General features: G+C 65.5%; 15 protein-coding genes. 7 read left to right on the top strand and 8 right to left on the bottom strand.

The window, feature by feature from the left end; all coding sequences use genetic code 11:
* Positions 1-19: 19 nt before the first annotated feature.
* Entirely contained in the window at positions 20-826 is an 807-nt protein-coding gene (locus HNE04_RS22460; RefSeq protein WP_172224289.1) for a citryl-CoA lyase, read from the bottom strand.
* A 39-nt stretch (positions 827-865) separates the two neighbouring features.
* Positions 866-1753 (bottom strand): dioxygenase family protein, encoded by an 888-nt coding sequence (locus HNE04_RS22455; protein ID WP_172224286.1) that lies wholly within the window; start codon positions 1751-1753, stop codon positions 866-868.
* 105 nt (positions 1754-1858) lie between these two features.
* On the opposite strand from HNE04_RS22455, the gene HNE04_RS22450 reads away from it, so the two are divergent.
* Positions 1859-2770 (top strand): LysR substrate-binding domain-containing protein, encoded by a 912-nt coding sequence (locus tag HNE04_RS22450; RefSeq protein WP_172224454.1) that lies wholly within the window; start codon positions 1859-1861, stop codon positions 2768-2770.
* A gap of 10 nt (positions 2771-2780) precedes the next feature.
* On the opposite strand, the gene HNE04_RS22445 is transcribed toward HNE04_RS22450, so the two are convergent.
* Positions 2781-3785 carry a cysteine synthase A gene (locus tag HNE04_RS22445; protein ID WP_172224283.1) on the bottom strand — a complete coding sequence of 335 codons (1005 nt, stop codon included), beginning with the start codon at positions 3783-3785 and terminating at the stop codon, positions 2781-2783.
* 37 nt (positions 3786-3822) lie between these two features.
* A complete protein-coding gene (locus HNE04_RS22440) occupies positions 3823-4203 on the bottom strand; it encodes a hypothetical protein (protein ID WP_172224280.1) in 381 nt (126 codons plus the stop codon).
* A gap of 51 nt (positions 4204-4254) precedes the next feature.
* Between HNE04_RS22440 and HNE04_RS22435 the strand changes: the two genes are divergently transcribed.
* Both HNE04_RS22435 and HNE04_RS22430 read left to right on the top strand, forming a co-directional pair.
* The gene (locus tag HNE04_RS22435) at positions 4255-4617 is read left to right on the top strand and encodes a hypothetical protein (RefSeq protein WP_172224278.1); all 363 of its coding nucleotides are present in this window, start codon (positions 4255-4257) and stop codon (positions 4615-4617) included.
* Positions 4618-4681: 64 nt separating this feature from the next.
* On the top strand, positions 4682-7018 hold the full coding sequence (locus HNE04_RS22430; RefSeq protein WP_172224275.1) for a TonB-dependent receptor: 2337 nt from the start codon (positions 4682-4684) through the stop codon (positions 7016-7018).
* Here HNE04_RS22430 and HNE04_RS22425 read toward each other — a convergent pair whose 3' ends face one another.
* On the bottom strand, positions 7019-8098 hold the full coding sequence (locus HNE04_RS22425; protein WP_172224272.1) for an isocitrate/isopropylmalate dehydrogenase family protein: 1080 nt from the start codon (positions 8096-8098) through the stop codon (positions 7019-7021).
* Positions 8099-8103: 5 nt separating this feature from the next.
* A complete protein-coding gene (locus tag HNE04_RS22420; RefSeq protein ID WP_235965308.1) occupies positions 8104-8790 on the bottom strand; it encodes a tripartite tricarboxylate transporter substrate-binding protein in 687 nt (228 codons plus the stop codon).
* 68 nt (positions 8791-8858) lie between these two features.
* Here HNE04_RS22420 and HNE04_RS22415 point away from each other — a divergent pair, with 68 nt between their 5' ends.
* From HNE04_RS22415 to HNE04_RS22405, 3 genes are all read left to right on the top strand, one after another.
* Complete coding sequence (locus HNE04_RS22415) at positions 8859-9410, top strand: LysR substrate-binding domain-containing protein (RefSeq protein ID WP_172224269.1); 552 nt, start codon at positions 8859-8861, stop codon at positions 9408-9410.
* Positions 9411-9535: 125 nt separating this feature from the next.
* Positions 9536-9706 (top strand): hypothetical protein, encoded by a 171-nt coding sequence (locus HNE04_RS22410; RefSeq protein WP_172224266.1) that lies wholly within the window; start codon positions 9536-9538, stop codon positions 9704-9706.
* Between the two features lie 48 nt (positions 9707-9754).
* Positions 9755-10738: a S1C family serine protease gene (locus HNE04_RS22405; protein WP_172224264.1), complete on the top strand. Its 984-nt coding sequence runs from the start codon at positions 9755-9757 to the stop codon at positions 10736-10738.
* A gap of 12 nt (positions 10739-10750) precedes the next feature.
* Here HNE04_RS22405 and HNE04_RS22400 read toward each other — a convergent pair whose 3' ends face one another.
* Together HNE04_RS22400 and HNE04_RS22395 are read right to left on the bottom strand one after the other, a co-directional pair.
* Positions 10751-11911, bottom strand: a complete 1161-nt coding sequence (locus HNE04_RS22400; protein WP_172224261.1) for an HPP family protein — start codon at positions 11909-11911, stop codon at positions 10751-10753.
* Positions 11912-11975: 64 nt separating this feature from the next.
* Positions 11976-12383, bottom strand: coding sequence for an HU family DNA-binding protein (locus HNE04_RS22395; protein WP_172224259.1), 408 nt, complete (start codon positions 12381-12383; stop codon positions 11976-11978).
* 87 nt (positions 12384-12470) lie between these two features.
* On the opposite strand from HNE04_RS22395, the gene HNE04_RS22390 reads away from it, so the two are divergent.
* Positions 12471-13382: a glutaminase gene (locus tag HNE04_RS22390; protein WP_172224256.1), complete on the top strand. Its 912-nt coding sequence runs from the start codon at positions 12471-12473 to the stop codon at positions 13380-13382.
* The last annotated feature ends 211 nt before the right edge of the window (positions 13383-13593 follow it).

Genomic DNA, 13593 nt, shown 5'->3' with positions numbered 1-13593 from the left:
GTTTTCCTCGTGGTGCGGCTCAGGACTTGCGCCCGAATCCCTCAGGGAGCTCGCCTTCGTAGACGACTTCCCGCGACGCTTGGTAGGACAGCGCGAAGCCGATCGACTGCTCGAGTTCTTCGTTCAGGTGCGCGATCAGGCCGGCGGTGCGCGCGAGGATAGGGACGCCCTTCAGCGCGAGAAGCGGAAAGCCGACACCCAGCAGCACTGCCGGAATGGCGGCCGAGACGTTGAGCTTGAGGTCCTTGCCCAGAACGCCGGGGATGACGCGTTCGACTGCATCCGCGATAGCGATGAAACGCAGGTCGGCGCCGTGCTCGCGCGCGACCGCGAACAGCGCGTCGACACGCGGGTCACGTTCTTTGTGCAGCGGGTGGCCGTAGCCCGGGATCGACTTGCCCGCTTCGCGGTATGCCTTGACGACGGCCAGCGCCGCCTCGTCCAGATCACCGCCGGCACCGGCGCGCTTGTCGATCTCGCTGAACAGTCGTCCCGCCGTCTCCGAGGCGCCGAGGATGACCGAGCCGCAGCCTAGGATGCCGGCTGCCACCGCGCCCTGCAGCGCGTCGGGGGCTGCGGCGAGCGTCATGCGGCTGGCCTGCACGCTGGGTACCAGTCCATGTTCCGCAATCGCGACCAGCGTGGCGTCGAGCACGGCGGTCGCCGCGGGAGTGGGCAGCTTGCCGGTCACGAGCAGGTGGAAGTAGTCCGTGAATGAAATCTTGCCGATGAGGTCTCGGGACAGATTTCGTCCGCGGACGACGATCGTGTTCTCGTCGGAGGTCGAGATGGCTGTGCGCGGCACAGTTTCCTTGCCGATTTTCATGTCAGTCCCTTTCAGTGCGTGGCCCGCTCGGGGCCTGGATCAGTCGCGTTTCGCGACCAGGCGGAAGTCGTAGTGAGCCGACCAGTAAGGCTTGGACATCACCCTGCCGTCGATCGCCGTGCCGGGGCTGTGGTGATCGAACGGAACGATGAGGCTGTCGCGGACGCCGAACACGATGTCGGAGTCGATGTAGGGGCTGTCGGCAACGAACAGATGCGTCGTGACCGGCACATGACCCGCTGCCGACACGATCATGTGAATATGGCCGGGCCGGTTCGGATGCCGCCCCATGCGCTTGATCATCCGCCCCACCGGACCGTCCATGGGAATCGGGTAGTACATCGGACGAATCGACCAGAACCAGTAGCGGCCCTCCTCATCGGTGCGGAACCGGCCGCGCGCCCGCATCTCGGTCTGTCCTTCGACCTGCATGTCATAGACGCCTTCGCCGTCGCCCGACCAGACATCGAGCAGGGCGCCGGCGATCGGGTTGCCGTCGGTGTCGGTGACTCGGCCGTAATACGACGCCGGCTCGCCGGGCACCCCTTCTGCGAGGTCCGCGCCGAGCGGCTTGTCCGGCGCGCCTTCCCAGTAGTACGGGCCCTGCACCGTCGCCTCGGTGGCGGGGGTCGCGCCCTTCGCGCCGCGCGAAGCGCGCGCCTGGTCGAGCGCGACGACGAGCATCGAAGCGCCGATCGTGTCGGAAAGCAGGATGAACTCCTGGCGCTTGTCGTCGCACTTCTGCCCCGTTTCCGTGAGGAAGCGGATCGCGCCCATCCACTCCTCGGGCGTCAGGTCAACGTCCCGGATGAAGGCGTGCAAGTGCTTGACCAGCGAGCCCATCAGCTGTTTGAAGCGCTCATCGCTGCACTGGGAAAAGCTATCGATGACGGCTTGCGTCAGCGTTGACTCGTCGTACTCGGACATGGATGTCTCCTTGGATGGGTGAAGCGTAAGTTCCCACGATGAAAGATGGAAATGATGAATTTCCATGGTTATCATCGACAGCATCGATTGAAGGAGCTGGGGGAAATGGAGCTGAGACACCTGCGCTACTTCGTCGCACTCGCCGAGTGCCTCAACTTCACGCGCGCGGCCGAGCGCGTGCACGTCACGCAGTCGACGCTGTCGCATCAAATCCGGCAGCTGGAGGACGAGCTGGGACACGCTCTGTTCGAGCGCGTCGGCAAGCGGGTGGTCGTGACGGAGGCGGGCGAACTCTTCCTCGAGTTCGCCGCCAGATCGCTGCGTGAAGTGGATCAGGGGCTGCGCGCCCTCAAGATGTCCGCGGGAGAGCTGGCCGGCGAGGTGCGCGTGGGCGCCACCAACACGTTCAACCTCGGTTTCATCCCGGAGTGCGCGGCCACCTTTCTCGCTCGACACCCGACGGCGAAGGTCATCGTGACGGAACTGCCCGCCGATGGCATCGGCGCCGGACTCAATGCCGGTGAACTGGACCTCGGGATTGCCTACCGTCCCACGGGTCCGTCCGACCTCTGGTTCGAGCCGCTGTACAACGAGGAGATGGTGCTTGCGGTCTCGAGCGAGCATCCGCTGGCGCATCGCAAGCGCATTCGCATGGTCGAGTTGCACGGGCAACGCCTCGCCTTGCTGCCCAAGACGTTTGCGACACGCACGCTGCTCGACGAGTGCTTTCAGGCCGCCGGCGCAGAGCCGGTCATCGTCTCGGAAATGAACACGATCGCGCCGTTGCTCGGGCTTGCCGCCCGCACGCAGATCGGGGCAATCGTCGCCATTGGCGCGATCCCGCCAAACACCGAGCTCTGCATCGTTCCCTTGGAGAACCCGACCCCCATCAGAACACCGGGCATCCTGCGCAAGCGTGACGCCAAGCAGACGATGCAGACTCGTTCGTTCTCATCGATCGTTCGAAAGCTGGCGGTGAGAAGCAGCTTACGGCGAAAAACAAGTGACGGATCGTGAAGTCTTCGCATCAACCGGTGAGCCATGCCGGAGCGGGAAGATTTTTCTCGCGCAGGAAGGACGGGTTGTATAGCTTCGATTGGTAGCGGGTGCCCGCGTCGGCGAGGATGGTGACGATCGTGTGGCCCGGGCCGAGGTCGCGCGCAAGGCGGATCGCACCGGCGACGTTGATGCCGCTGGAGCCGCCCAGGCACAAGCCCTCGTGGCGCAGCAGATCGAAAAGCACGGGCAACGCCTCTTCATCCTTGATCTGGTAGGCGTCGTCTATCGGCGCATGCTCCAGATTGCGCGTGATCCGGCTTTGGCCGATGCCCTCGGTGATAGAGCCGCCCTCACTGCGCAGTTCGCCATGCTTGATGTAGTGGTACATCGCCGCACCCATGGGATCGGCCGCGGCAATGACCACGCCCGCCTTGCGTTCCTTCAGGTACAACCCCACGCCTGCCAGCGTGCCGCCCGTACCGATCGAACAGGTAAAGCCGTCAACCCGGCCTTCCGTCTGCCGCCAGATCTCCGGCCCGGTGGAGCGGACGTGGGCGTCCCGATTGGAGAGGTTGTCCCATTGGTTGGCGTACAGGACGCCGTTGGGTTCGGTGCGCGCCAGTTCGAGCGCGAGGCGCTCGGCCACGTGCACGTAATTGTTGGGATCACTGTACGGCGCCGCGGGCACTTCGCGCAGTTCGGCCCCGTACAGGCGAAGCGCATCTTTCTTCTCCTGGCTTTGCGTCTGCGGGATCACGACGACGGTGCGGTAGCCGCGCGCGTTGCCCACGAGCGCGAGACCTATGCCGGTGTTGCCTGCAGTCCCCTCGACGATGAGGCCTCCCGGCCGCAACTCGCCGCGCGCTTCGGCATCGAGCACGATGTAGAGCGCCGCGCGGTCCTTCACCGATCCGCCGGGATTCATGAACTCGGCCTTGCCGAGAATTTCGCAGCCCGTCAGTTCGGACGCTTGACGCAGCCTGATGAGCGGTGTGTTGCCCACCGCCTCGGTAAAGCCATCACGCACGTCCATCAGCTCAGAATAGCCGATTCTCCGGGAAGCGCCAGCCTCAGCGGTTGCAGCCCAGGCGCGCCTTGCGCGGCAACAGCAGCACCAGGATCAGAACCAGCAGCGCCAGCGCGAGCAGCGTGGGGAATCCCGGCATGTGGCCGAAGCCGCGCCCCTGCACGTACGCGCTGACGATCCGGAAGATCTGATAGGCCGCCGCCGCGATGCCCAGCCACCAGGCCCAGGCATGGCGCTGCCACAAGCCGAAGGTCACCAGCGCGGCGATCAGCAGCGCGATCCACAGGGTGGGTTGCGCCAGGCTGTGCCCCAGGGCGCGGAAACTGCCGGTGCGCTGGAAGTGATAAACGGCGCCACTCACGAGGAGCGCGCCGTAGGCGGCGCTAGACAGGGAAGCGAGGCGGATCTGGGTATGCGCGGACATGTGCAGGAAATGTACTCGACGAGAGATCTCAGGGGATAATCGCCCGCCTCCATGGAAACCCTGCGCCGCGCCCGTTTCATTGCCCGCCTCGTGCTTGCGTGGTTCGCCGTTTCCGTCGGGATCGCCATTGCTTCGCCCATCGTCAACCCCCAGGGGCTTGAATTGGTCTGCTCGGCCGCCGGGGCCATCAAGATCCTGGTCAAGGGCGAGGACGGCTCGACCCAGGCGAAAAGCCATACGCTGGACTGCCCGATGTGCGCGGCGATGGACGCGCCTCTTCCCGCTGGCTTGCAGCCGATCCCCGCCGCGTTGCCGCTCTCGCGGGCGATGCAGTCGATCCCCACTGCCCGGCTGGCCGGGCTCACGGCCGCGCCCCTGCCGGCCCGAGGGCCACCTTCTCCGCTCTCGATCTGATCGCGCTCTCGCCTCGTTTTTCAAACGGGCTGCGGGCACATTTCATTGTGAGTTGGAGAAGAATATGAAGAAATCCCGTCTTGCCATCGCGCTTGCGCTGGCCTTCCCGTTGATGGCTCCGGCCTGGGCGCAAAGTGGCGCCGAGGCACCCGTCAGAAGCCTGGGCGTCGTCACCATCACCGGAGGCCCGCCCACCTCCCTGCCCACGCAAATCCCCACCACCATGGAGGGCGTCACGCGCGAGCAGATCGAGCAGACCATCAATGCCACCGACAGCGAGGACGCGCTCAAGTACTTTCCGAGCCTGCTGGTGCGCAAGCGCTACATCGGCGACTACAACCACGCCATCCTCTCCAGCCGCGCATCCGGCACCGGCAACAGCGCGCGCTCGGCGGTCTATGCCGACGGCATCCTGCTCTCCAACTACCTGGGTAACGGCGTCGGAGGATTGAGCTTTCCACCGCGCTGGGGCCTGGTGACGCCCGAGGAGATCGACCGGGTGGACGTCATGTACGGCCCCTTCTCCGCAGCCTATCCGGGCAACTCGGTCGGTGCCGTGGTCGACTATGTGACGCGCATGCCCACCCGGTTCGAATCCCACGCCAAGATCGGTTACGTGAGGCAGCCGTTCGAGCTGTACAACACCAATGCGACCTACAACGCCTGGCAGGCCAGCGCCTCCGCCGGCAACAGGTCGGGCGACCTGGCCTGGTGGTTCAACGTCAACCACACCGACAGCCACGGCCAGCCGCTGACCTTCGCCACCCGGCTGGTGAGCACCGGGACGCCCGGTGGCGCCGGACCCCCCGTGACCGGCGCCGTCCCGGATCGCAACAACACGAACGCGCCGATCTACGTGCTGGGTACGGGCACCGAATACCGCACCCGGCAGGATCATCTGAAGGTCAAGCTGGCCTACGACTTCACGCCCACTGTTCGCGCCGCCTACACCTTCGGCTTGTGGCAGAACAATGCGGAGGGCCGGCCCGTGTCGTACCTGCGCAATGCCGCAGGGCAGCCGGTGTACAGCGGGCCGATCAGCATCGACGGCCGCACGTTCCCGGTCGTCACGGGCGCCGATTTCGCGCTCACCAATGAAAGCCTGACCCATTTCATGCACGGCCTGTCGGTCAAGAGCCACGCCCAAGGCGTGTTCGACTGGGAAGTGGCCGCCAGCCTGTACGACTACAACAAGGACGAGAAGCGCCAGAACGGCGCAGGCGCCGTGTTGCCGGCGTCGTCCAGCGGCGGGCCCGGCACGCTGGCCGACGGCAGCGGCACCGGCTGGAACACGCTGGCACTCAAAGGTGTCTGGCGGCCCAGCGGCATGCAGGGTGCCCACATCGTGGATTTCGGCTTCCAGCAGGACAGCTACACACTGAAGTACCTGACCTCCAGCATCGCATCCAATTGGATCTCCGATCCGGCCGGCAGCGTCGCCAGCAATGTCGGCGGCCACACCCGCCTGCAAGGCCTCTACGCGCAGGACGCATGGGCCTTTGCGCCCAGGTGGAAGACCGTGCTGGGCGGTCGCGCCGAATCCTGGCGCGCCAGCGGCGGCTTCACGCAGATCCCGGGCGCCGTGCCGGCAGTCGACACATCCTGGCAGGAACGCCACGAGTCCTATTTCTCGCCCAAGGCCGCGCTGTCGTACCAGTGGGCATCGGACACGGTATTGAAGACTTCCGTCGGCCGTGCCGTGCGCTTTCCGACCGTGGGCGAACTCTATGGCGCGACTTCGACGGCCAACGCGCAATTCATCAACGACCCGAACCTCAAGCCCGAGAAGTCCTGGACCACGGAGCTGAGCGCAGAGAAAGACCTGGCCAACGCCCAGCTGCGCCTGACGTTCTTCGCCGAGAACACACGCGATTCGCTGTACTCGCAGACCACGCTCGACCCCATCGCCAACAGGAACGTGACCCGCGTGCAGAACGTCGGCCACATCCAGACCAAGGGCCTGGAAATGGCCTACAACGGCAGCGATGTACTGGCCAAGGGCCTGGACCTGGCCGGCAGCATCACTTACGCCGATTCGGTCATCAAGGAGAACGCGGGCTTCGTGGCCGTGCCCGGCGACACCCTCGGCAAGCGCCAGCCCAACATCCCCAAATGGCGTGCCACCGCGCTCGCCAGCTATCGCTGGAATTCACAGTGGACCAGCAGCCTGGGCGCGCGCTACAGCGGCCCCCAGTTCCGGACGCTGAACAACAGCGACGTCAACGGGTACACCTACCAGGGCGTCAGCAAGTACTTCACGGTGGACTTGCGCGTGCGCTGGCAGGTCAGCAAGCAACTCACCACGGCGTTCGGCATCGACAACCTGAACAACTACAGGTTCTGGAACTTCCACCCTTATCCGAAGCGAAGCTACACAGCCGAACTCAAGTTCGATCTGTGATCAGGGCCGCAGGCCGCGCAACACGGCCTCGGTCATGGTGACGGTATTGCCCTTGCCGCGGATGTCACCGGTGCGCGCCTGGGCGTCGCCCAGCGCTTCGGTGATGGCGCGGGACATCGACGCGGCCATCCGAACCGCACCGGGGTTGGCGCGGCTGTGCCCGAGCCAGTCGAACATCATGCGGGTGGATTCCATCATAGCGTACGGGTTGGCGATGCCCTTGCCTGCGATATCGGGCGCGGAGCCATGCGTGGCCTGCGCCATCGCGACGTCGCCGTCGCCGATGCACAGGCCTGGCGCCATTCCCAGTCCACCGACCAGGCCGGCGGCTTCATCGGACAGGATGTCGCCGAACATGTTGGTCGTGACGACCACGTCGAAAGTCTGGGGATCGCGCACCAGGCGCATCGCGAAGGTGTCCACGATCACGTCGTCCACCAGCACATCGGGGTATTCGGGCGCGAGCTTCTTGCACTCTTCCACGAACATGCCGCAGCCGAGCTTGAAGACGGTGTCCTTGTGCACGTAGGTCAGGTGCTTGCGCCGCTGGCGCGCCAACTCGAACGCGGCGCGCGCGACGCGGCGGCTACCGGTGCGCGTGATCACGCGAACCGAGAGCGTCACCTCGTCGGTGGGCCGGAATTCACCCGATCCGAGAAGCATGTTGCGGTCCGGCTGGAAGCCCTCGTTGTTCTCGCGCACGATCACCAGATCGACGTTGTCGTGCAGGCAGCCAATGTCGGGATAGGAACGGGTCGGCCGCACGTTGGCGAACAGGTTGAACGACTTCCGCAGGATCGGGTGCGGATTGATCGCGTTGGGTACCTTCGGGTAGGCCCGGTGGCCGATGGGCCCGAGGATCCAGCCGTCCAGCGTCTTGAGCGTTTCCAGCGTCTCGGGCGGCAGCGTGTGGCCGTGCGTGTCGAGCGCGGCGCGGCCAATCGGCAGCGGGTGCCAGTCGATGGCGACGCCGTGCAGTTCGGCGGCGGCGCGGCTGATCGCGACCGACGCGGGGACGATCTCGTGGCCGATGTCGTCGCCATTGAGGATGCCGATGCGAAGGGGCGTGATGGTGTTCATGATGGTTATTCGACTTTGACGTTGGCGTTTATGACCAGGTTGACCCAGAACTTGCCGTCCTCGGCCAGGAACTTGTCGAACTGCTCGGGCGAGCCGGAGATCGACACCTCGGTGCCCTCGCGCGCCAGCGCCGCCTTCACCGAGGGCTGCTGCATCGCGCTGACGGTCGCGTCGTAGACCTTCTTCACGATCGCGGGCGGAGTGCCGGCCGGCAGGAACATGCCGTACCAGAACTCGATGTTGTATTCGGGCAGGCCGGCTTCTTTCATGCCGGGCAGGTCGGGCACCAGCGGCGAACGCTCGCGCGTGCTGACGGCGATGGGGCGCAGGCGGCCGCTGGCGGCCTGCGGCAAGACCGAGGGCGAGGTGCCGAAGGTCAGCTGGGTGTCGTTGGCCATCACCGACTGCACCGCCAGGGCGCCACCCCGGTATGGCACGTGCGTCAGCTGCGCTCCCGTGAGCATGGTGAACAGCGCCGCGCCCAGGTGCGGCGCCGAGCCGTTGCCCGAAGTCGAGTAATTGAGCTTGCCCGGATCCTTCTTCGCCGCCGCGATCAGCTCGGGCACGGTGCGGATACCCGTGGCGGGATTGACGGCCAGCACCAGCGGCGAGGTCGTCATCTTGGTCACGGCCAGCAGGTCGGTGGTCGGGCTGCGCGACGCCGCGCAACTCGAGGCCGGCGACATCACCATCGGCTGCGTGTTCTCCGCGGTGCACCACTTCCTGCCTGCCGTGATCGACTCCTACCGGGCATCCCAACGTGCTGGTGCGAATCATCGAGGACGGTGCGGATGGCGTCTTCGCCTCGGTCAAGCACGGCGAGGCGGATTTCGGCATCAACTACATCGGCATGCAGGAACCCGACGTCGACTTCACGCCGCTGCTGAAGGACCCGTATGTGCTGGCCTGCCGCGCCGACCATGCGCTCGGCGCGCGCCGCACGGTGCGCTGGGAAGAACTCGCGGCCTGGGACCAGGTGCGGGTGTCCCAGGCCAGCCGCAACCGCGTCTTCATCCACCAGGCGTTGGCGGAGCTGCCCGCCCAACCGCGGCCGGTGTGCGAAGTGCGTCACGTATCGACGCTGATCGGCCTGGTGGAAGCGGGCCTTGGCGTGGCGATTGTTCCGCAACTGACCGTGCCGCGACGGCCCGCCGCTGTCGTTGGGATACCGTTGGACCCACCGGTCACCCGGACCATCGGCCTGATCCAGCGGGCCGGCAGAACCCTGTCGCCCGCAGCCGACGCATTCGCCAAGCTTTTGGTCCAGGCCAGCCGAACCAGGAGCGGACCGGCTCGCCGTCGCCGAGACTGATCAGCTGATATACATCAGCATTCGCAACTGTGCGATTTGTCCTACATCAAGTGCCGCCCCCATGACTTGGCCTGATCCGCCTCAGCGGCGATGCTGGTTCTTGTGAGCCATCCAGGAGAACCGCCATGAGCGCAACCCCGAAACCGGCAGGAAGCGATTCCGACGAATCGATCGATGAGTTTCCGCCGGTGCCCGACGAAGACGGTCCGCACGACGTGCCTGATGAAAAAGTCATCGAGAAGACCTTGCCCGCTGTGCCGATACCGGGCGGCGGCGACACGCCGCGCTCGACATAGCACTTGCGTTCCTTTCCCGCGCCTCCATCTGCTGTGTCTGGAGCACAGATGGGAGCCGCCGACCTCGAACTTCTCGACGCCTATTCGCGGACAGTCACGCAGGTAGCTGAGCGGGTGGGGTCGAGCGTCGCCGCCGTGCAGGTGCACGACCGGCGCGGCAAGCCGGCCGGCAGCGGGTCCGGCTTCCTGTTCACGCCGGACGGCTACCTGCTGACCAACTCGCACGTGGTGCGCGCGGGCCGCGCGAGCCGGCCCGACGCCTCCACCACGTTCCACGCCTCCTTCAGCGACGGCCGCCACTTCTCGGCGCGCTGGGTCGGCGATGACCCGCACACCGATCTGGCCGTGCTGCAGGTGGACGGCGTCTCGCAAGGGCCGTTGACCTGTGCGACGCTGGGCCGCTCGGCCCAGGTGCGGCGCGGCGAGATCGCCGTCGCCATCGGCAATCCGCTGGGCTTCGAGCACACGGTGACCGCGGGTATTGTGAGCGCGCTGGGACGCAGCATGCGCGCCTCCACCGGCCGCATGATCCCCGACGTGATCCAGACCGACGCGGCGCTCAACCCCGGCAATTCCGGCGGGCCGCTGCTCAACTCGCGCGGCGAAGTGATCGGCGTCAACACGGCGATCATTCCGCAGGCCCAGGCCATCTGCTTCGCGGTTGCCGTGGACATCGCCGGCATGGTCATCCCGCAGCTGCTGCGGCATGGACACGTACGGCGCGGCTGGCTGGGCGTGGGCGGCAGCACGATGGCGCTGGACCGGCGCATCATCGTGCCGTTGGGCCTGCAGCAGAGCCATGCCGTGCGCGTGCTGAGCGTCGAGCCGGACAGCCCGGCCGAGCGCGCCGGCCTGCGCCCCGGCGACATCCTGCTGGGCATCGACGGCCAGGACATCCCATCCGTCGATGCGCTGTACCAGGCGCTTCACCCGGATCGGGTGGGCCGGGACTGCATGCTGAAGATCCTGCGGCCGGGCAGCGCCGCGCCCCTTTACCTGCAGGCGAGGCCGGTGGAAACAGCGGCGGCTTGACGTTGTGCCACTTCACTCTTTGGGGTTAGCCGCCCGCGTCAGCGCCACGACCACGTCGGTCTGGGTGATCATTCCGACGAGACGCTCTCCCTCGCCAATGATGGGAATATGGTGATGGCCGGTTTTCCCGAACACGGGAAGGAGGTCCACCAGCCGGCGATGCATGCCGGCAACCTGCACCGATCGCGTCATGATTTGGCCCACGACCTCAGGCTTGTCCGAGTAAACGCTGCGGGTGGTGCGGATCAGTTTGCGCAGCTTGCCATCGAAGCCGTCGTACACGTCGAGATCCGCAGTCCGGAGAAAGTCGGCCAGCGTGATGATTCCTGCGATGCGGAACCTGCGATCCACGACCGGCAACGCCTTGATGCCGCGGGTTCGCAGCAGGGCCCACGCCTCCTGCAATGAAGTTCCGAATTCAACGGTCACCAGATTGACGGACATGACGTCCGCGCAGCTCACCTCGGCGAGTTTTCTCTCGTAGCCACGCAGTTGGGTCTGGATCAGCAGGTTTCGGAGGTCATCGCGGCTGACGTCCAGCACCTGGTTGTAGCGCGCCAGCACCCGGTCCAAGTCCGCTTCCACCGTGTCGGCCGCGTCGGAAACGGGCCGCCTTTGCTGCATATGCGGGTAGCTGCGGCCTGTCGCATTGTTGTATGCGATACCCGCGAGCACCAGCAGCACCGAATTGAGCATCACCGGATAAACCGCGAACCAGGGTTGATGAATCCCGCTCAACACCACCATGAGCGCCGTGGCACCGCCGGGCGGATGCAGGCAGCGCATCGCCAGCATCACGCCAATCGCGGTCGCGACGGCCACCCCGGCCGCCAATTCAGGCGAACCAAGTAAATGCGCTCCGTGAACACCTGCAATGCCGACGAGCGCGGACAAGGTGTTGCCGCCAATGACTGGCCAGGGCTGCGACATCGGTCCGCTGGGTATGGCAAACAGCAGCACCGCACTGGCGCCCAGCGGCGCAATCATCCAGGGGAACTGCCCGGCCATCGAGCCACCCGCCCAGTGGCACAGAATGCCCGCAAGGGATATGCCGATCAACGCTCCCGCGACGATGCGCAGACGTTCTCGAGAATCGATGCGCGTACGCGCAGGCAGGAAAGCGCGCCACCAACGGACGCCCGCCTCTGCGGTCGGGGAGGATGTAACGGGCATTGATCAGTGGCCCGAACCCGGCGGCGTTTCTTTTCGTTCGCCGGGTTCGAACTGTCTCGCGGAACTAGAGAGCCGCGTCCTTGAGCTTCTTGAGCGCGCGAACCTTGATGCGCACGGTGGCCGGCTTGGCGTCGAACCAGCGCTCGATCTTGGTGAACGGGTCAATGCCCTTGCGGCGCTTCTTGGCCTCGACCTTCTGAACGCCGATCTTGAGCAAGCCAGGCAACGTGAATTCGCCCAGGCCCTTCTTGGCCACGGAACCCAGAACGGTTTGTTCCAGCGCGGCCAGAATGGCCTTGACCACCTTGGGCTCGCTGCCGCTCTGCTCGGACAAATGCGTCACCAGCGAGGACTTGGTGAGCGTGGTCTTGATCGGCTTGATGCTGGTATCGGCCACGGCCTTGGAGACGGGAGCTGCTTTCGCAGGCTTCTTTGCTGCGGGTTTCTTGACTGCTTTTTTTACGGTTGCCATGAGGAATATGAGTAGTTGTTGAGGGCGCACGCCCGATTGAGCGCGCGACGGGATTGTATGTGGCCCTCACCCGGTCACAATCTCGCCATGCAATTCCAGCCGGTGCTTGATGAGATCGTAGCCACCTTGCGTCCTGAGCTGGGCCAGGCGGGACATGTCGCAAACTACATCCCGGCGCTCGCGCGGGTGCCCGCCGGGCAGTTCGGGATCGCCCTGAGGACTTGCGACGGCGATGAAGCCCATGCCGGCGACAGCACGACGCCCTTTTCCATCCAGAGCATCTCCAAGCTGTTCACGCTGACGCTCGGTATGAGGGAACTGGGCGAGACCCTGTGGGAACGGATCGGCCGCGAGCCCTCGGGCAACCCTTTTAACTCCCTCGTGCAGCTGGAAGCGGAACACGGCATCCCGCGCAACCCATTCATCAATGCGGGGGCGATTGCCGTTGCCGATCGCCTCGTCAGCCTGTTCGATGCGAAGGCCGAGATCCTCAGCCTGCTGTCCAGCCTGTGCGGCGATCCTGTCGACTTCGACGAGGAGGTCGCGGCCTCCGAGGCTGCCACCGGCTTCCGTAACGCCGCTTTGGCCAACTTCATGAAGAGCTTCGGCCGCATCGACAACGATGTTGGGACCGTGCTCGACATGTACTTCCACCATTGCGCGATCCGGATGAGCTGCCTGCAGCTGGCGCGTGCCGCCGGCTTCCTGTGCCGCGACGGCGTGCACCCGTACACGGGCGCCCAGATCCTGAGCGAACGGCAGGCGCGGCGCGTCAATGCGCTGATGCTGACGTGCGGAACCTACGATGCGGCCGGCGAGTTCGCCTTCCGCATCGGGCTGCCGTGCAAGAGCGGGGTCGGCGGCGGCATCGTGGCCGTGGTGCCCGACCATCTCACGTTGTGCGTCTGGTCGCCGGCGCTGGAGCCCAGCGGCAGCTCGCTGCTGGGCATCAAAGCGCTCGAACTGTTTACAGCCAAGACGGGGCTGTCGATCTTCTGAGTTCGTGCGCACCGGCGCACGTCCGGCATTGGCCCGTATTTTTCATCGATTTTTCACGTCACGCAAAAGATTTAGGCGTCCTGCGGCGCGATCGTTGCACGTCGGCTCACGCAGCCGGCAAGCACCCTGATGAGTTGCGCCCACGGCACGACGCACCGGGGCAGGACAGGGGACCACGAGCGGTCCTTCTTTTTGTCCTGAATCTCCATCC

It is taken from the genome of Caenimonas soli, from assembly GCF_013155545.1.
Classification (GTDB): Bacteria; Pseudomonadota; Gammaproteobacteria; order Burkholderiales; family Burkholderiaceae_C; genus Ramlibacter; species Ramlibacter soli.
The sequence above is the reverse complement of the archived record's forward strand: the minus strand, read 5'-3'. Positions and strand labels throughout refer to the sequence as shown.